General features: G+C 65.4%; 16 protein-coding genes and 1 pseudogene. 7 read left to right on the plus strand and 10 right to left on the minus strand.

The window, feature by feature from the left end; translation table 11 throughout:
* Positions 1-17 precede the first annotated feature (17 nt).
* Complete coding sequence (locus OCT39_RS04680) at positions 18-524, plus strand: TRAP transporter small permease (RefSeq protein WP_263586534.1); 507 nt, start codon at positions 18-20, stop codon at positions 522-524.
* Positions 521-1810 carry a TRAP transporter large permease gene (locus OCT39_RS04685; RefSeq protein ID WP_263586535.1) on the plus strand — a complete coding sequence of 430 codons (1290 nt, stop codon included), beginning with the start codon at positions 521-523 and terminating at the stop codon, positions 1808-1810. The genes OCT39_RS04680 and OCT39_RS04685 overlap by 4 nt, the downstream gene beginning before the upstream one ends.
* Before the next feature lie 93 nt (positions 1811-1903).
* On the opposite strand, the gene modC is transcribed toward OCT39_RS04685, so the two are convergent.
* The 5 genes from modC to OCT39_RS04710 all read right to left on the minus strand — a co-directional run bounded on the left by modC (position 1904) and on the right by OCT39_RS04710 (position 5733).
* Positions 1904-3022 (minus strand): molybdenum ABC transporter ATP-binding protein, encoded by a 1119-nt coding sequence (gene modC, locus OCT39_RS04690; RefSeq protein WP_263586536.1) that lies wholly within the window; start codon positions 3020-3022, stop codon positions 1904-1906.
* Entirely contained in the window at positions 3012-3710 is a 699-nt protein-coding gene (gene modB, locus OCT39_RS04695; protein ID WP_263586537.1) for a molybdate ABC transporter permease subunit, read from the minus strand. Before modB ends, modC begins: the two co-directional genes overlap by 11 nt.
* Positions 3710-4489, minus strand: coding sequence for a molybdate ABC transporter substrate-binding protein (gene modA / locus OCT39_RS04700; RefSeq protein WP_263586538.1), 780 nt, complete (start codon positions 4487-4489; stop codon positions 3710-3712). The genes modB and modA overlap by 1 nt, the downstream gene beginning before the upstream one ends.
* A gap of 62 nt (positions 4490-4551) precedes the next feature.
* Positions 4552-4947: a winged helix-turn-helix domain-containing protein gene (locus tag OCT39_RS04705; protein ID WP_263586539.1), complete on the minus strand. Its 396-nt coding sequence runs from the start codon at positions 4945-4947 to the stop codon at positions 4552-4554.
* Positions 4948-5010: 63 nt separating this feature from the next.
* Entirely contained in the window at positions 5011-5733 is a 723-nt protein-coding gene (locus OCT39_RS04710) for a CDP-alcohol phosphatidyltransferase family protein (protein WP_263586540.1), read from the minus strand.
* A 257-nt stretch (positions 5734-5990) separates the two neighbouring features.
* Between OCT39_RS04710 and OCT39_RS04715 the strand changes: the two genes are divergently transcribed.
* The 4 genes and pseudogenes from OCT39_RS04715 to OCT39_RS04730 form a co-directional block, all read left to right on the plus strand.
* Positions 5991-6980, plus strand: coding sequence for a zinc-dependent alcohol dehydrogenase (locus OCT39_RS04715; protein ID WP_263586541.1), 990 nt, complete (start codon positions 5991-5993; stop codon positions 6978-6980).
* Between the two features lie 55 nt (positions 6981-7035).
* Positions 7036-7434: a 6-pyruvoyl trahydropterin synthase family protein gene (locus OCT39_RS04720; RefSeq protein ID WP_263586542.1), complete on the plus strand. Its 399-nt coding sequence runs from the start codon at positions 7036-7038 to the stop codon at positions 7432-7434.
* Positions 7431-9392 (plus strand): glycosyltransferase, encoded by a 1962-nt coding sequence (locus OCT39_RS04725; RefSeq protein WP_263586543.1) that lies wholly within the window; start codon positions 7431-7433, stop codon positions 9390-9392. Before OCT39_RS04720 ends, OCT39_RS04725 begins: the two co-directional genes overlap by 4 nt.
* Before the next feature lie 51 nt (positions 9393-9443).
* Positions 9444-10256 (plus strand): annotated as a pseudogene (locus tag OCT39_RS04730) (lysylphosphatidylglycerol synthase transmembrane domain-containing protein); the annotation flags it as partial.
* 69 nt (positions 10257-10325) lie between these two features.
* Here OCT39_RS04730 and OCT39_RS04735 read toward each other — a convergent pair.
* Positions 10326-11225, minus strand: a complete 900-nt coding sequence (locus OCT39_RS04735; protein WP_318152985.1) for a RibD family protein — start codon at positions 11223-11225, stop codon at positions 10326-10328.
* A gap of 67 nt (positions 11226-11292) precedes the next feature.
* Here OCT39_RS04735 and ribA point away from each other — a divergent pair, with 67 nt between their 5' ends.
* Positions 11293-12399 carry a GTP cyclohydrolase II RibA gene (gene ribA / locus OCT39_RS04740; protein ID WP_263586544.1) on the plus strand — a complete coding sequence of 369 codons (1107 nt, stop codon included), beginning with the start codon at positions 11293-11295 and terminating at the stop codon, positions 12397-12399.
* Between the two features lie 58 nt (positions 12400-12457).
* On the opposite strand, the gene OCT39_RS04745 is transcribed toward ribA, so the two are convergent.
* The 4 genes from OCT39_RS04745 to OCT39_RS04760 are packed head-to-tail and all read right to left on the minus strand — an operon-like array spanning position 12458 to position 17524.
* Positions 12458-13255, minus strand: coding sequence for a creatininase family protein (locus tag OCT39_RS04745; protein ID WP_263586545.1), 798 nt, complete (start codon positions 13253-13255; stop codon positions 12458-12460).
* 18 nt (positions 13256-13273) lie between these two features.
* The gene (locus OCT39_RS04750; protein ID WP_263586546.1) at positions 13274-14056 is read right to left on the minus strand and encodes an FkbM family methyltransferase; all 783 of its coding nucleotides are present in this window, start codon (positions 14054-14056) and stop codon (positions 13274-13276) included.
* Complete coding sequence (gene mdoH, locus OCT39_RS04755) at positions 14056-16014, minus strand: glucans biosynthesis glucosyltransferase MdoH (protein WP_263586547.1); 1959 nt, start codon at positions 16012-16014, stop codon at positions 14056-14058. Before mdoH ends, OCT39_RS04750 begins: the two co-directional genes overlap by 1 nt.
* The gene (locus OCT39_RS04760) at positions 16007-17524 is read right to left on the minus strand and encodes a glucan biosynthesis protein (RefSeq protein WP_263586548.1); all 1518 of its coding nucleotides are present in this window, start codon (positions 17522-17524) and stop codon (positions 16007-16009) included. The genes mdoH and OCT39_RS04760 overlap by 8 nt, the downstream gene beginning before the upstream one ends.
* Positions 17525-17564: the final 40 nt, after the last annotated feature.

A 17564-nucleotide genomic window follows, 5' to 3' on the forward strand; every position in this document is an offset into this window, starting at 1 on the left:
CTTGAAAGGATGAACGCATGCGATTGATCAATGATGTGCTGGAGAGGGTACTGACGCTGATTGCTGGCAGCTTGTTTGCGATCTTCATCCTGACGGTACTCTACCAGGTGTTTGCCCGCAGCGTGCTGGCCATCTCGGTCTCCTGGACCGATGAGATCGCCATGTCCTGCTTCGTCTGGTCGGTGTTTCTCGGCGCCGCGGTAGCGTTGCGTCGGCGCCAACACTATGTGGTCGACGTCTTTCCCTCGCATTTCGTCGTCACCCAGCGCGCGCTGCGCCTGTTTGGCAGCATCGCCTGTCTGCCGGTCATCTACGTGCTGGTGGTCAACGGCAACGTGCTGGTGGACATGGGTTGGCACCGCCGCTCGGTGGCGCTCGGCACGCCGATGTCCTACGTCTTTGCCGCCATGCCCGTGGCGGGCGTGGCGATGTTTTTGTTCTCCATCGAAATTCTCTTGAAAGACATCAAGATGCTGGCCCGCGGAAAAGAGGCCGCAAGCCAAAGCGAGGCCATCGATTCATGACTCCTTTACTGACCCTGATCGGCAGCTTCCTGCTTTTGATCGCGCTGAGCGTGCCGATCGCTTTCGCCATTGGGCTGGCCTCGATCATTACCATTTTGCAGCTGGGCCTGCCGTTGACCTCGGTGGTCAACCAGATGTTTGCCAGCATCAACTCCTTTCCGCTGCTGGCGGTGCCGTTTTTCCTGCTTTTGGGTAGGCTGATGAACGATGGCGGTATCACCGACCGTTTGCTGCGCTTCGCCGACAGCACCGTGGGCCACATCCGCGGCGGGCTTGGCCATATCAATGTCATGGTCTCCATGATGTTTGCTAGCCTGTCCGGCTCGGCGGCGGCGGATACCGCAAGCGTTGGCGCGGTGCTGATTCCGGCGATGAAGAAATCCGGCTACCCGGCGCCGTTCGCCGTGGCGCTGACCGCGGCCTCGTCGGTGCTCGGCGGGGTCATTCCACCGTCGATTCTGATGGTCATCTACGGTGCCTTCGGCAACGTTTCCGTCGGCGCGCTGTTCATGGGCGGGGTGCTGCCTGGCGTGCTGGTCGGGCTGATGCAGATGGGCTACGTCTACTACATCGCCAAAAAGCACGGCATCAAGGCGACGGGCACGTTCTCGTTCGCCCAGATGGGGAGAACCGCGGTCACCGCGACCCCGCCGATGCTGCTGCCGCTGATCATTCTGGGCGGCATCACGCTGGGTGTGTTCACTGCTACCGAAGCGGCGTCGGTCGCGGTACTGCTCGGCATGCTGCTGGCGTTCGTGTTCTACCGCGCCATTCGCTTTCGCCAGCTGCCCGGCATTCTCAGCGACTCGGTGGTGGCGTTTTCGCTACCGATGTTCGCCGTGGCCTCCGCCGGCATTATGGGGTGGCTGATCTCGTATCTGGGCATCGCTCAGGAGGTCGCCAACTTCATCCTGTCAGTTACCGAAACGCGCATCGGCATCATGCTGATGGTGATGATTTGCATGCTGATCATCGGCACGGTGCTGAGCCCGGTCACCGCGGTCATCATCTTCCTGCCGATCATTCAGGGGCTCTGTGTGGCCGCGGATATCAACCAGGTGCACATGGCGCTGGTGGTCATTCTCTCGCTCACGCTTGGGCTGATCACGCCGCCTTACGGCATCTGTCTATTGATCGCCACGCAGATCGGCGAGGTCTCCATGCCGCGCGCCTTTGTGGCGGTCATGCCGCTGATCGGGCTGATTCTTTTGGTGATCATTGCGGTGATCCTGCTGCCCGGTATCTTCATGTACCTGCCGCAAATGATGTTTCCCAAGGCTTTCTAGCCGCGCTATAGCGCGACAGCGCCCCGCCCGGTCAACCGGGCGGGGCGCTGTCGTTTTGGCGGTTGGTCAAATGTCTATCGGTTGGGGCGGCGCTCAAATCGGTGAAAGCGTCACCCGGCGAATCAGCGCGGTGACCGCCATGGCCTCTTCAAGCGCCAGGGCGTCGCACGCCTTTCGCGTGAGCTGCGCGCGAAGCGTCTGCGTGCCCACGCGCAGGCGAACCTCGATCTGATGCGGCGTTTGCGGCAGGCGCGTCATTGCCTCGATCACCGCGGGCAGCGCGTCGAGTTCGCTGGTGGACGGCGCGATTGATCGGGCCAGGCTAACGTCGCGGGCCTTCACGTGCAGCCGAACGCGCTGGCCCTTCGCCAGCGCCGGTGCGGGAATTGTAAGGCTCGGGAAGTCGTGCGATGCGCCTGAGTCGATAACCACCTGGGTGAGCCCATAGGCCGCATCGTGATCGACGATGGTGGCCTCAAGAAGCGAGGCGGCCTCGAACGCTTTAAGCGTCTCGGTAAGATCCAGACGCTGCAACAGCGCGCAGAGGGTGTCGCTTGCCACCACTTGCCCGGCGCCCATTACCACCAGGTGGTCGGCGATGGCGGCGATCTCGTCGACGTCGTGGCTGACGTACACCACCGGGATGTCCACCTGACGCGTAAGCGTTGCGATATAGCGCAGAAGCTCCTGCTTGCGCGCGCCGTCGAGCCCGGTCAACGGCTCGTCCATCAGCAGCATCTGTGGGTCGCTCAAAAGCGCCCGGCCGATGGCGACCCGGCGCGCCTCACCGCCGGAGAGCGCCCCGGGCATGCGCTCGAGCAGGTGCCCAATCCCCAAAAGCTCGACGAGATCGTCAAAGCGCGGTGCCGCGTGCGCCGGCATGGCGTAGGTGAGATTGCCGCGCACCCGGTAGTGGGGGAACAGCCGCGCCTCCTGGAACACCACCCCCAGCCGGCGCTGGTGGGGGGGCACGAAAATACGTTGGGCGCTGTCCACCAGCACCCGCTCGCCGAGTTGGATGCGGCCGGTATTGGGGCGCTCGAGCCCGGCGATCAGGCGCAGCAGGCTGGTCTTGCCGCTGCCGGAGGGGCCGAACACGCCGGTCACGCCGGCCCCGGGCAGGTCAAGCGCGGCGCTCAGCTGAAACGCCCCCAAGTGCTGGTCGAGCTCAAGCGAAAGCCCGGTGGCCGGGGGGCTGGGTTCAGTAGGCATCGCGCTCCTGCACTCTCTGTCGGGTCCGTCTGGCAAGCCACTCTGATGCAATCAGCGACACCAGCGCGATGACGATCGCCAGCACGCAGAGTCTGGCCGCGGCGCTTTCTCGCCCCGGGCTCTGAATCAGCGTGTAGAGCGCCAGCGGCAGCGTGCGGGTTTCGCCGGGAATGTTGGAGGCGAAGGTGATGGTGGCGCCGAATTCGGACAGCGCCCGGGCAAAGGCGAGCATGGTACCGGTCAAGAGCCCCGGCACCGCCAGCGGTAGGGTGATCGTGGTGAAGACCCGCAGCCGCCCGGCGCCCAGGGTGCTGGCCGCGGCTTCGAGCTGGGGGTCCACCGCTTCGAGCGACAGGCGCAGCGCGCGCACCAACAGCGGAAACGCCATCACGCCGCTGGCTACCGCCGCGCCCTGCCAGGTGAAGGGCAGCGACACGCCAAACGACTGGTAGAGCCACGCCCCGATGACCCCCTGGCGGCCCAGCGCCACCAGCAGCAGATAGCCCACCACCACCGGCGGCAGCACCAGCGGCAGGTGGATCAGCCCGTCGACCAGCGCCTTGCCGCGAAACTCGAAGCGCGCCAGCCACCAGGCAATGACGATACCCGGTGGCAGAATCCAGGCCACGGCGGCCAGCCCGATCAAAAGGCTCAGCCGAATCGCTTCCCACTCCGCAGGCGTTAGCATCAGGGTCGGCTGATGGCGGTGTCGAAGCCGTAAGCCTCGAAAATAGCCAGCGCCGCGTCGCTTTCGAGCCACTCTCTGAGCGTCCGTGCGGCTTCGCTCTCCTTTGCGCCGACCAGCGCCGCCGGGTAGGTGATCGGATCGTGACTCTCCGCCGGGAAAAGCCCCAGCACGCGCACGGTGTCGCTTGCGAAGGCGTCGGTCTGGTAGACCACGCCTGCCGGTGTTTCGCCGCGCTCGACCAGCGCCAGCGCGGCGCGCACGTCACTTGCCCGCGCCAGGCGCGGCGCGAGTGCCTCCCACTCGCCGAGCGTCTCCAGCGCCTGCCTTGTGTAGATGCCCGCTGGCACGTGGTCCGGGTCGCCCACCGACAGGCGGTCACCCACGCCGAGCAGATTCTCGATCGGCGCGCCGTCGCCGGGGGTGAACGTCTCAAACGCGGTGTCGCTGGCGCTGACCAGCGCCAGGCGGTTGTGCAGCAGGTCTTCGCGCGCGCTTACTTCAACCCCTTGCGCTTCGAGCCAGTCCATCCAGTCGAGGTTGGCGGAGACGAACACCTCGGCGGGGCTGCCGTTGGCGATCTGACGCGCCAGCGTCGACGACGAGGCATAGACCGGCGTGACGTCGATATCGTGCGCCGCCTCGAAGGCGGCGATGGCTTCGTTCATGGCATCGGTCAGCGAGGCGGCGGCGGCGATCTGAACGTTCTCGGCGGCGTGAGCCGATAGCGGCGCGCAGACCAGCGCAAGGGCGCCGAGCGTGCGGGGCGAGACGAGGGGCATTGTAGGAATTTCCGTTATTTCCGTTTGGATATAGCGGAGATTAAAGCCAACCGGATCAATGATCAAGCGCCGTTATCGCAAGCGCTCGTCTCGGCCGCCCCGGGCGCCAGAAGCTCGAGCAGGGCGCGGGCGTCCTCGGCGTCTTCCACGGCCAGGCGCCGCTCCAGAGCGCGAAAGTGGGCGATCACCTGGCGCCCGGTGGCGCTGAGTCGCGCGCCGCCGCGCTCGTTGCCCCCGGCGTGGGTCTCGACCAGCGCCTCGAGAAAGTGGCCGTTCATGGTCTCGATCAGTTGCCAGGCTTTCTTGTAACTCATGCCGAGCGCTCGCCCGGCGCTCGAGATCGAGCCGCTCTCGTCGATGGCTTCCAGAAGCGCCACCTTGCCCGGGCCGAGAATCACGTCGCGGTGCAGCGCCAGGCGCAGTTGAAAAGTGGGGGTAGGGTGGTGGGTACGCGTCACGGTGGGCTCCGACAGGGTTACGGCGCCCAGTGTAGCAGCTGCCCGCCACCGCGGGGCGAGCGTTCACGGCTCAAGGCGGCGCCGGTAAAGCCATCCCACGTCGACCCCAAAGGAGTAGAGCGAGGCGATGAGCGCGCTCAGTGCCAGAAGCGTTGCGCCGGTATGACTCGTGAGCGGCGTGAGTGCCAGAAGCAGCGCCACGACCTGCCAGACGCACACCGTCTTGCGGCGAAAGCTTTCAAACAGTGGCGCGCTCAGCCACTCAAGGCGCCAGCTTGCCAGCACGAAGGCGTAGCGCATGCCGCCGATCATCAACACCCACGCACCGAGGGATTCGAGCTTCAACAGCGCAACGCACAACAGCAGGATCATCAGCGCGTCGAGCTCCATGTCAAAGCGCGCGCCGAAGCGGGAGTGGCTGTTGGTCTTGCGCGCCACGAAACCGTCGACGCCGTCGAGCGCCAGCGACACGAGCGCCACGGCGAGCCACAGCCAGATCGCCTCGATAAAGGCGCGCTCGGCCAGCGCCCCGGCCACGATAGCGACCAGGATGGCGCGGGCCAGCGTCACCCGGTTCGCCCAGCCAAGCGGTCCGCGGTCCCAGTAGCAAAGCGTCAGCAGGGCGATGACGCCGTAAAGTGCCGCCGTCACCGCCCAGGTGGCGGTCGAGACGAGCAGTGACGAAAGGATCGTGCCTGCCGCGATCAAAGGCCCCGCGCCCAGCGCCAGTTCGAAAAGGGTAAAAAGGCGCGGGCGCGTTCTGGCAACAGGGAACACAAAGGGCATGGCGACTCACAAAGCGGCGCTCGACCGCGCGATCGTTATAGGGATTCTTCTGCGTTCGAGGTGTTAGGGTTACCGAGCCCGTGCCCCGAAGCGAACATGGATGAAGGCGGCATTTTGACCGCGGTGGGTGCTTCGGCTTCCAGGCTACCGCCACCGAAGGCAAATGAAAAGCACCGATGGCATTGAAAAGTGGCGAAAACCTGGCAATGCTTGAATGATGAACGATAAGAACGGATTAATCACAGGGAATTGTTTTTATGCCGCTGACGGAAACCGCCAGTGCTCTTTGGATCACACGCCCTCACACGGCCGAGATCCGACCTGAAACGCTCGAGGCGCCGCTGGATGACCAGGTTCTGGTACGCGCGCTTTATAGCGGCGTCAGCCGGGGAACGGAGTCGCTGGTGTTCAACGCCCGGGTGCCGCCCAGCGAGTACGCCCGCATGCGCGCGCCTTTTCAGGCCGGCGACTTCCCGACACCGGTGAAGTACGGCTACTGCAGCATCGGCGTGGTCGAGAAGGGGCCGGAGACGCTGCGCGATAAAACCGTTTTCTGCCTCTACCCGCATCAAACCCGCTACGTCGTACCGGCAAGCGCCGTCGTACCGCTGCCGGAAGGACTCCCCGCTCAGCGCGCGGTGCTCACCGCCAACATGGAAACCGCCATCAACGGCGTGTGGGATGCAAGCGTGCAGCCCGGCGAAAGGCTCTGCGTCGTGGGTGCCGGCGTCGTCGGCGCGCTGGTGGCCTATCTGTGCGCCCAGATCCCCGGCACCCGCGTGCATCTCATCGACATCAACCCCGAACGCCAGGCGCTGGCAGCCGCGCTGGGCGTCGAGTTCTGCACCCCGGACAACGCCCCGACCGACCAGGACGGCGTGATTCACGCCAGCGGCCACGGTGAAGGGCTACGCCTGGGCCTGTCGCTTCTGGGCAGCGAAGGGCGCCTGATCGAGATGAGCTGGTTTGGCGAAGGCGACACCGCGCTTGCCCTTGGCGGCGCCTTCCACTCACAGCGACTCTCCATCAAGGCAAGCCAGGTCGGCCAGCTGCCCGCCGCGCTCAAGCCGCGCTGGGATTACCGCCGGCGCCTGATGCTTGCGCTCGAGCTTTTAAAGGATGAACGGCTCGATCACCTGATCAGCGGCGAGTGCACGTTCGACGAGTTTCCCCAGGCGGCGCCTTCGCTGTTCGGCCCTCGAAGCCAGGCGCTTTGCCACCGCATTACCTATCCCGTGACCGGCTGATTACAGCGCTGCTCACGCTTATTCATGTCTTGCGACATCAAAAAAGGATGTTCCCATGTACCGTCTCTGCGTTCGCGACCACTTCATGATCGCCCACAGCTTCAACGGCGAAATCTTCGGCCCGGCCCAGCGCACCCACGGCGCCACTTACGTGGTCGATGTAGTTTTCCAGCGCCCGGAGCTCGATACGGACGGTCTGGTGATCGACATAGGCCTTGCCAGCGACACGCTCAAGGAGGTGCTGGCGGGCTACAACTTCCAAAACCTGGACGAGGTGCCCGAGTTCAAGGGCAAGAACACCACCACCGAATTCATGGCTGGCGTGATTTTCAATGCGCTGGCCAAGGGGATCAAGGAGGGGAGGATGGGCACCACCGCCCAGGGCATTACCCACATGGAAGTGAAACTTCACGAGTCCCACGTGGCGTGGGCAAGTTACGAAGGCGCATTATGAGCCAAAGCCGCGCTTTGAGCGAAAGCCCCGCGTCGAGCGAGCGCTTCACACTGATGGTGGCCGGCGCGCTCGACCAGCGCACCGGCGGCTATATGTATGACGCGCGCATGGTCGATGCGCTGCGCGGCCAGGGTCACTGTGTCGAGGTGGTCGAGCTCGGCGGTCAGTTTCCGCTGGCCTGCGACCGGGCCGCGGGAGAGTTGGGCGAGGCGCTGGCCAAGCTCGACGATGGCGAGCGCGTCATCATCGACGGGCTGGTCATGGGGAGCCTGCCGGACATCGTCGCCACCCACGGTGCGCGCCTGGATATCACCGCACTTCTGCACCACCCGCTGGGTGACGAGCAGGGTCTGGAGGAGGAAACCCAAGCGCGGCTGCACACGAGCGAGCTCGAGGGGCTTCAAAGCGTGACCCGCATCGTCGTCACCAGCCGCTTCACCGCGCGTCGATTGGATGAGCTTGCCAGGCAGTACCAGCTGCCCCTGAGCGCACCCATAGCGGTCGTCGAGCCCGGCGTCGAGCCGGCCCCCATCAGCCAGGCGCCGTTGAATGACGAGCCGATTCGGCTTTTGTGCGTGGCCACGCTCACCCCGCGCAAGGGCCAGGACGTGCTGATCGAGGCGCTGGCCGGGCTAAAGGCGCGCCACTTTCAGTGCGACCTTTACGGCGCCCCGCGCGACGAAGCCTTTGCCGCCGAGGTCGCAGCACTCATCGAGCGCCACGACCTCTCGATGGTCACGCTTCACGGCGAGTGCGAAGCCGACACGCTGGAAGCCGCTTACCGCGGCGCTCACGCGCTGGTGCTGCCTTCCTGGTACGAAGGCTACGGCATGGTGGTGACCGAGGCGCTGGCCCATGGTCTGCCGGTGATCACCACCACCGGCGGGGCACTGGCGGATACGCTGCCTGAAAACGCCGGCCTCGGCGTGCCCCCCGGCGACAGCCAGGCGCTTGGTGAGGCACTCGAGCGCTTTCTGAGCGACACTTCTCTGCGCGCCCGCCTTTATGAAGGAGCGCGTGAGGCGCGCGAGGCGCTCGGTGACTGGCAAGCCGCTGGCGCCGCGTTCACCCGGGCACTGAAGCGTCCGGCGCACTTCTCGACAGGCAGCCGCTTCGCCGCCGATTGGCTGACGCTTAGAGAACGCGTCGACATTGGGGCGCGAAGCCGCGAGCTTGCGCAAAAGGCCGGCGAGTGGCTTGCCCGCGAGCCCGGTGAGGCGGTCATTGCCGATCTTGGCTGTGGGCGCGGCAGCAACCTGCAGTTTCTCGCGCCGCTGTTCCAGGGCGCACACACCTGGCAGCTGTTCGATCACGACGAGCAGCTTCTTGATGAAGCGAAAGCCCGGGCTGAGGCGCTTACGAGCGCAAGCCATGAGCCGGTATCCGTCGAGGTTCACTGCGCGTCGATTGCGGACCTGGACCACCCGGCGCTGGCATCCGTTCGGCTCGTCAGCGCCTCGGCGCTTTTGGATCTGGTTTCACAGGCGTGGATCGAGTCGCTGGCCGACCGGTGTGCCGACAAGCGTCAGGCGGTGTTGATCGCGCTGAGCGTCACCGGGCAGTGGTGCTTTCTCGATGAGCGCGGTGAGGCGCTCGAAGACGGTGACGATCGGTGGGCGCGCTCACTGTTCAACGCCCACCAGGCTCGCGACAAGGGGCTTGGCAGTGCGCTCGGCGGCGCGGCGCAAACGGCGCTTGCCCAAGCGCTTGACGCCCGCGGCTATCGCGTCGAGCAGGCGGATACGCCCTGGCGGCTGGAGGCCGGCGACCTCGAACGGCGGCCGTTGGCGTGCTCGCTCATCGAAGGCTTTGCCGAGGCGATGACCGAGCAGGCACCGATGGAGGCAAGCCGCATCGCTCAGTGGCGCGATGCGCGCCTGAAAGGCGTTCGCGCAGGCGTGCTCGGGGTCTGGGTCGGCCATCAGGATCTGCTCGCCCTGCCCGCGGACAAGGCGTAGCCGGTGCGCGCGCTCGTTTGGCTTAAAACTACCTGGGTGCAGCGGGCCTTGATGAGTCTTGCGCTGCTGGGGGCGGTGACGCTTTGGGTGAATCCTGGCGACATCGTGCGTGAAGTCACGCGCTTTTCACCGGGTTGGGCGGCGCTGGCGCTGCTCATCAGCGTAGCCCAGGTAATGCTGAGCGCCTGGCGCTGGCGGCTTACTGCCACATGCCTGGAGGTGCCGCTTCGCTACCGCTACGCGCTCGCCGAGTACTATCTGGCGCTGCTGGTCAATCAATTGCTGCCCGGCGGCGTGCTGGGCGATGCCGGCCGCGCCCATCGCCACGCCACGCAGTCCGCCAGCCGGGCAAGCGCCTGGCGAGCGGTGGTGCTCGAGCGCGCCTCGGGCCAGGCGGCGGTGGTGCTTTTAATGGTGCTTTCGCTTTGCGCGTCGCCGCTTTGGCACCGCTCGCTGGGGATCACCGGCATCGTCACGCTGCTGGGGGGGCTTGCGCTTTTCGGGGCGGGCCTGTTGGCGCTGGGGGTTGGGCTGGCCCGCACCGGGGCGCTGCCGGCCTGGTGCAGCGCGTTTGGGCGCGATCTGCGCCGAAGCCTTTTGAGACGCCGCGTTTGGTACTGGCAGTTATCCTCATCCCTTGCCATTGTTATTAGCTACGGCCTGGTCATGGTGTGTGCGGCCCGCGCCATCGGCATCGAGCAAAGCGCCTTGAGCATTCTGGCGCTGGCGCCGGTGCTGCTGCTGGCGATGCTGATTCCGCTGTCGATCGCCGGGTGGGGGCTGCGCGAAGGCGCGGCGGCCACGATCTGGATGTTCGTTGGGCTGCCGTCTTCTCAGGGCGTAGCCATTTCGCTTGCTTACGGAGTACTGGTGATGCTTTCAAGCCTGCCGGGCATCTGGGTGGCTCTTGGCCGCCGTGGCAAAGCGACGCCGTCAAACGGCGGCGGCGTTCAGGCAGACATCGAACAGCGTATCGTCACCGCAGCGAAAGGTGCGCATCCGGGGACGCAGCGCGCTCTCCAGCGTATCGATCGGCGTCATTTGGAGTCCCGGCCGGCCGGAGCCGATCAAAAGCGGCGCTACCATCAGATGCAGCGCGTCGATCATACCGGCCTCGATGAATTTCGAAATCGTGATGCCGCCGCCTTCGATCAGAAGTCGCCGGTAGCCGCGCTCGTGAAGCAGCGCGACCACGTCAGCGGGGTCGAACTGACCGGCGTCATCGAGCGCCAGTACGCAGTGTGTGGCACGACTTTCCAGGGTGTCGACCCCGGGGCCGGTCACGTGCAGCGTGGGAGGCTCGTTACTTTGCAACACGCCGAGCGTGGCGCGCGCCCGCCCGCGCGGGTCGAGCACCACGCGCACCGGGTGGCGGCCCTCGACGTGGCGCACGGTGAGCTGAGGATCGTCCGCCATCGCGGTGCCCACGCCCACCACCACCGCGTCCGCCAACGCCCTGAGCCGGTGCAGGTGCACCAGGCTCTCGAAGCCGTTGATGTAATGCGAGTGGCCACTTTCGGTGGCGATACGCCCGTCGAGGCTCTGACCCAGCTGTGCCAGCGTCCAGCGCTCGCGCACCGCCAGCGGTGCCAGACACTCCAGCATCGAGCGCGCCTCGATGGTCAGGCTTCTGGCGTCATCGCACTGCCAATAGCCTTCGTCATCGACACGAAGCGAGCCGTCCAGAACGCCGGCGCGCCGGTCGAGCAACCACCGCCAGGCGGTTTCACGCTCGATCAAAGCGCCCTCAAAGCCAGAACCCGTACCGTCAGAACCTACAACACCGTTGGAGTGGGGCATGACGCCTCCATGAAGAGAACAACGTGGAATCATGCCAGGGGCATACGCCCAGCGCAAGCAGCGACCCTTGCCCGCTCGACCAGGCAACCAGGAGGCCTACATGTATCACATTGAACGCGCTATTTTCGACATTCGCCGCGGGCTTCCCGTCATTTTGAAAACCGGCGATCATCGCCTGCTGGTGCAGGCCCTGGAAGGCAGCGACTCGGTCGATACGCTGGCGAGTCTGTCCGGCTCACGGCCCTCGATGGTTTTGACGCGCCACCGGCTCGAGGCCATGGGCATGTCGCTCAAGGCCGAGGCGGCGAGCCTGCCGCTTCACGAGCAGATCAGCGAAAGCGACCTGCACCGGCTGGCCGTGGCCAAGAGTGAAGCGAGTTCCTCGTCGACGCTGCTCACCGGGCTCAAGCCCGCCGGCAGCGGTGAACGCGCCGCGTTGACGCTGATGCGCCGGGCACTGCTCATTCCCGCCGCGCTCTGCGCCGAGATTAGCGATGCCCAGGCACCCGCGATCGACCAAAAGCTTGCGAAGGCGGAGCTTCTGGAGATCGACGCCGACGAGGCTGCCAGGTGCCTGGCCGGGGCGCCGGGGATGCTCAAGCGGGTCAGCGAAGCGCGTATTCCGCTTGAGGAGGCGGTCGAGAGCCGCTTCGTACTGTTTCGCGAGCCGGACGGGCTGCGCGAGCACGTGGCGGTAGTGATCGGCGAACCCGAACGTATGGAAGGCCCGGTGCCGCTTCGCATGCACTCGGCCTGTCTGACCGGTGACCTGTTCGCCAGCCTGCGCTGCGACTGCGGCGAGCAGCTGAGAAACGCGGTGGCGGACATTCAGGCGATGGGCGGCGGAGTGCTCCTGTATCTGGCCCAGGAGGGGCGGGGAATCGGCCTGGCCAACAAGCTTCGCGCGTATACCCTGCAGGATGGCGGACTCGATACCGTCGATGCCGACCAGGTGCTCGGCTTTGGCGACGACGAGCGCCAGTACGCGGTGGCGGTGGATATGCTGCGAGCACTGGCGATCGACAAGGTGCAGCTACTGACCAACAACCCACTCAAGATGCAGGCCCTCGAAGCCGGCGGCGTCGAAGTCGCCTCGCGTCAGGCGCTTTACGGCAGCGTCACGGATCAAAACCACCGCTACCTGAGCGCCAAGGCCAACCGCGCCGGCCACCTGCTCGACGAAGTGCTGGAGAGCCGCGGCCACTGAGCGATCAGTCGTGCGAGCGCTCGGCGCTCGCGCTGTCTTTCAGGTGGGTGAGAAAGATTTAGTCAGTGGGCGTGCCCTGAGTCGGCACGAAAGGGGGCAGCGCCGCGGTTTCCTCGATCACCCGGGCAAGCTTTTTACCGTAGTGCTCGACCAGCCGCTTGCCAAGCGCGGCCTCGGCATTTGAGGCGTTACCTGCCACGCCCTGGGCGCTCAAATCCTCGCCAAGCCAGGCAAACGCTGCCGCGCCTTCGGGGGCGACCAGGTGATCCGGGCTTTGCGGGCGCGCAGGCGCCGCGGGCCGGTAGCCCTGCAGGTCGACCAGCGTTGGGGCCAGGTACAGCATCATGGCCGTTTCCAGCAGCCCGCCGTGCAGCCCATAGCGCAGCTCCTCGGCGTCGATGGCGCCGTCGAGCGGCGGCAGGCGGGTGTAGGTCGCTTTTACCACGCGCAGGTCGAAGCGCTTTCTAAGCGTGAGCGCGGCCAGGTCCATGACCGCCTTGTTACCGCCGTGGCTATTGATCCATACCATCTTCTTGAACCCCGCCCGCCACACGCTTTCACCCAGCGCCTCGAGCGTGGCGATGGCAAGCGCTGGCGGAAGACTCAGCGTGCCGGCGAAGTTGGCGTGCTCATCGCTTGCGCCGATGGCAAGCGAGGGTAAACATACCGCGTCGATGGCTGGATTGAGCGCCTCAAGCGCTGCGCGTTGCAGCCCTTCGCCGATGATCAGGTCGGTGGCGAGCGGCAGGTGAGTGCCGTGCTGCTCGATGGCGCCCAGGGTGAGCACGGCCACCGCATCGTCGGCGGCCACCGCCTTGAGTTGGGGCGCGCTCAGCGCCTGCCAGTGGTAGATCATGAAACTCCTTTTTCGGTGTCAGACGGGGTTGGCCACCACCGGATGATCGACGCGACAAGCGTAAAGATCGCCGGAGGCGAGCCCGTCGGCGCCGTCGTCGAGCCAGCGGCGAATGGCGCTCGGGGTTTGCCACGTGGCAAAGCGAAAGGCGCGCTGCTCGCCGGCGATGGCGTTGAAGCGGTAGTCGCCGAGTCGGGTGATCTCCTCGATACAGGCGTGGCTTACGTGCAAGACGCCGGCGACGAACTCCACCGACAGCGCCGCCACGGCGTGGCTCAAGCCCTTGAGCACCTCTGCCTCGAAACCTTCCACATCGATTTTGATGAAGCAGGGCATGCCGAAACGCTCGATCAGCCGGTCCATCGTGGTCACCTCGACGCGAAGTGTCCGCTCCCAGGCAATGTGCTTGAACGCCGGGTTTTCCGTGCCGATGCGCCCGCGCCAGTCGTGGGCGAGCGTCGAAAGGGTCGGGTTGGCGCTGCTGATCGCGATCTCGGCGTGGCCCGGCTCCACGCCCGCCGCCACTGGCAATAGCGTGATGTCATCGTGTTTGATGAGGCGGCGAAACCAGCGCGCCAGCGCCGGCTGCGGCTCGAGTGCCACGACCCTGGCGCCGAGTGCCTGAAACGCGGCGCTGCGATCGCCCAGGTGAGCGCCGATATCGAAAGCAAAGTCGCCGGGCACGATGAACGGATGATACAGCCGCCTGAGCCCCTTTTGTCGCCCGGGGCGCCAGTAGACGATCAGCGAGCGTGCCAGGCCACCACCGCTTCTAAGCCGTTGACCGAGCGCAAGGCGCATCAGTGGGGCTCACGGGCCGAGGCGCTGGCAGGACGCTTGTCGAAACATCGAAACGACTGACACGGCATCTCACCGACCAGCTCGCCGGGAAGCGGCGCGACCACGCCTTCGAGCGGGGCGTGGTCGGGCGTATCGCCCCGGGCGCTGAGGGCGGCAAAGTCATCCAGAAGCGTGGGGCGGTAGCTAATGCTGGGCGTCTTCAAAAGCCCCAGCCGGTGGCTGACGACGCCGCCCCAGGTACCGCTACTGGAGTATTTGACGATGGGCGTGGCCAGTACGAGCCCGGCCCAAGCCGGCGTCAGCCAGAAAAAGGCGTGCAACGAGCACGCCGCCATGGCGACGGCCCAAATCACGCCGCACACCGTCATCCAATAGGTGTGGCGCCAGGCTTCACGCCAGGCGAGCGAGCGCTCGCCGCGGTGCTGGGTTTGCCACTCCACCGAGCGGCCAAGCAGCACGTTGACGATGAACAGGCTGTGCCAGGCCATCATCAAGGGCGCGATGAGCGCGGCGAAGGCGAGTTCGAACAGCACGCTAAGCGTCAGCTTGAAACGTCCGCCGAAGGCGTGCGGGCACTGCGAAAGCGTCAGCAAATAGCCCAAAAGCTTTGGCGCGAGCAGCATGAACAGCGTAATCCACAAAAGCCCCACCGATAAAAGCGGGGGAAACGCGGGGCTTTGAGGCGGCGCGATGGCCTGCACACCGACCAGCAAGCTGGTGCAGACCAGAAGGCCCAGCCACACGACCGACGAAAGATAAGCAAAGGCGCCGAACAGAAAGTGCAGCCGGCTAATGGGGTGAAATCCGGCGCCGGAGAGCAGGCGCAAGTGTTGCAGGTTGCCCTGCAGCCAGCGCCGGTCGCGCTTGGCGAAGTCGAGAAAGTTGCTTGGCATCGCCTCAAAACTGTTGTGCGAGGCGCCAGCATGCGGCACCTTTTGCGATACCGCCGTGGTGGCGGAGGTATCCAGCAGTACCTGCCAGCCGGCGCGTTTCAACAGGGCGGCTTCGACGAAGTCGTGGCTTAAAAGCTCGCCGCCGAGCGGTGCCTTGCCGGGTAGGGCGGGGAGCCCGGCATGGGCCATGAAGGCGCGGGTGCGAATGATGGCGTTATGTCCCCAGTAGTTGGCCGCATCGCCCTGCCAGAAGCTTTGCCCGGCGGCGAGCATGGGGCTGTAAAGCGCCGAGGCGATCTGCAGACAGCGGCCGAACAGCGTGCGCTGGCCCACCGGAATCGGCACGGTCTGAATCAAACCGACGCGGGGCTCGCGCTGCATCCGATGCACCATGTGCAAAAGCGTGGCGCCGCTCATGAGGCTATCGGCATCGAGCACTACCATGAAGTCGTAGCGCCGCCCCCAGCGCCGGCAGAACTCGGCGATGTTGCCCGCCTTGCGTCCTTCGTTTTTCTCCCGGCGGCGATAGTAGACGTTGATCTGACCGGCCAGGCGTTGCTGCAGCGCCGCCACGTGAGCCGCTTCTTCGCGGGCCTGGGCCTGGGTTTGGGTGTCGCTCAAGATGAATACGTCGAAGTGCTCGCCGATGGCAGGCGAGCCGCCTTCGGTGCGTGCCTGGCTCAAAAGCGAGCGGCAGGTCGCCTCGAGCCCGGCGATGGTCGGCACCGGCGGCTCGGCGTAGATGGGCATGACCAGTGCGGTCTTGCTCATCAGACGGTAGGCGCTGGGCGGCGTTGGCCGCAAACGGCGCAGCGACAGCGGGTCCAGGCGCAGCGCACAGAGCACGAACCCGCACACCGCGCCCCAAAAGGCCATGGCGATCCAGCTAAAGGTCAGCGCGAACAGCGTCAGCAGGGCGATTTGCCACCCCAGCGCCAGATCATCGACGACGCGGTGCATCGCCAGAAGCCCCACCACGCTGGTGGTGAGCACGGCCAGCGTATAGAAGGCGCGGCGCCAGAAGAGCCCGGGGATGGCGACGGCAGTGATCGGCTGTTCAGTCATCGGGAGTCCACACGTAGTTCCAGGTTTCGCTGATCGGCTCGCCGTTCATCTCGAGCCGCAGACGGATGTCGCTCGTCGCGTTGGCCGGAACGCGAAAGCTTGCGCGCCAGCGGTTCCTTGGCAGTGCGAGCACGTGGGCTTCGCGCGCCTCGACCTCACCGGTATCGATGAAAAGCGTTATCGATGCGTCGTCATTCAGGCCTTCGAGCGCGCCGCCTTCGAAATCCACGACGAACTGGCGCTGCGCTTTCGCGGCCGGGTCGCTGGCAAGCCCCGCCTGGCCCTGACGGGTGCGAAAAACGCGCGCCTGGTCAAAGGCCTCGGGGGTGTCGTTCAGCGTGTAGGTGCGGTAGTGAAGCGCCAGTGACTCGCCGGCCTCGAGCGGGGCATCGAAGACCCAGTAGGCGACGATATTGTCGTGGGTTTCGTCCGGTGTGGGCAGCTCGACGAGCTCCACGTGGCCCGGGCCCCAGTTCGCCAGCGGTTCGACCCACTGGCTCGGGCGGCGATGGTAGAGTGCTTCCATGTCCAGGTAGCGGTCGAAATCTCGCTCGCGCTGCATCAAGCCAAATCCGGCCGGGTCGTCGTCGCTGAAAAGCGACAGGCGCGTGTCGCTCGGATTCGAGAGCGGGCGCCAGATCCACTCGTTCTGGCCCGTGTGCATCAAAAGCCCGTCAGAGTCGTGCACCTGGGGGCGGAAATCGTCCGGCCGATGAGCGGTGACATCACCGAAGGCGAACATGCTGGTGAGCGGCGCGACGCCGAGCTTGTCGATATCCTCGCGAGCAAAGAGCTCGGCTTCGACCTCGAGGTTCGTCTGCTCGCCCGGCGTGAGCGTAAAGCGGTAGGCGCCGCTGATCGATGGGCTATCCAGCAGCGCCAGAAAGGTGAGCGTCTGATCGCCTTGCTGAGGCTTGAAAAACCAGAACTCGCTAAACCGGGGAAACTCTTCTGGCTTGCTCGAGGCGGTATCGATGGCGAGCCCACGGGCGGAGAGGCCGTACACCTGGTCGCGCCCGACCAGGCGAAAGTAGCTGGCGCCGAGAAACGCCGCGACCTCGTCGCGGTAGTCGGGGTCGTTGATCGGGTAGTGCAGGCGAAAGCCGGCGTGGCCGCTATCGGTGAGGTCTTCACTGGAAAGCGCCCGGGCCTGGCCTTCGTAGCGAAAATCGTCGCGCTGGAAAGGCAGCGGCTCGCTCTGGCCGTCGTCGATGATATTGAGGGTGACGGGTTCCTTGAATAGAAAGCCGCTGTGAAACAGCTGCAGCGAAAACGGGCTTTCGTCGCGCCAATAGGCCCGTTCGGGGTCGAAGCGAATCTGGCGGTAGGCGTCGTAGTCCAGGTTCTCGAGAGCGCTTGAAAGCGGGGCGTTGGGGGGCGTGTACGGGGCCTCGGCCAGCGTTTTGGCGCGCTCGATAACGTTATCGAAAAAGGTGTCGTCTGCCTGGGAGATCGAGGCGTTCGCCAGTCCAAGCGCGATAAGCCACTGTGTGCCAATACGACCTTTCATAAACGGGGTCCCTTCCTTCAAAGGCCATGGGTAATCAATT

The sequence above is a fragment of the Halomonas sp. GD1P12 genome, from assembly GCF_025725645.1.
Lineage (GTDB): Bacteria > Pseudomonadota > Gammaproteobacteria > Pseudomonadales > Halomonadaceae > Vreelandella.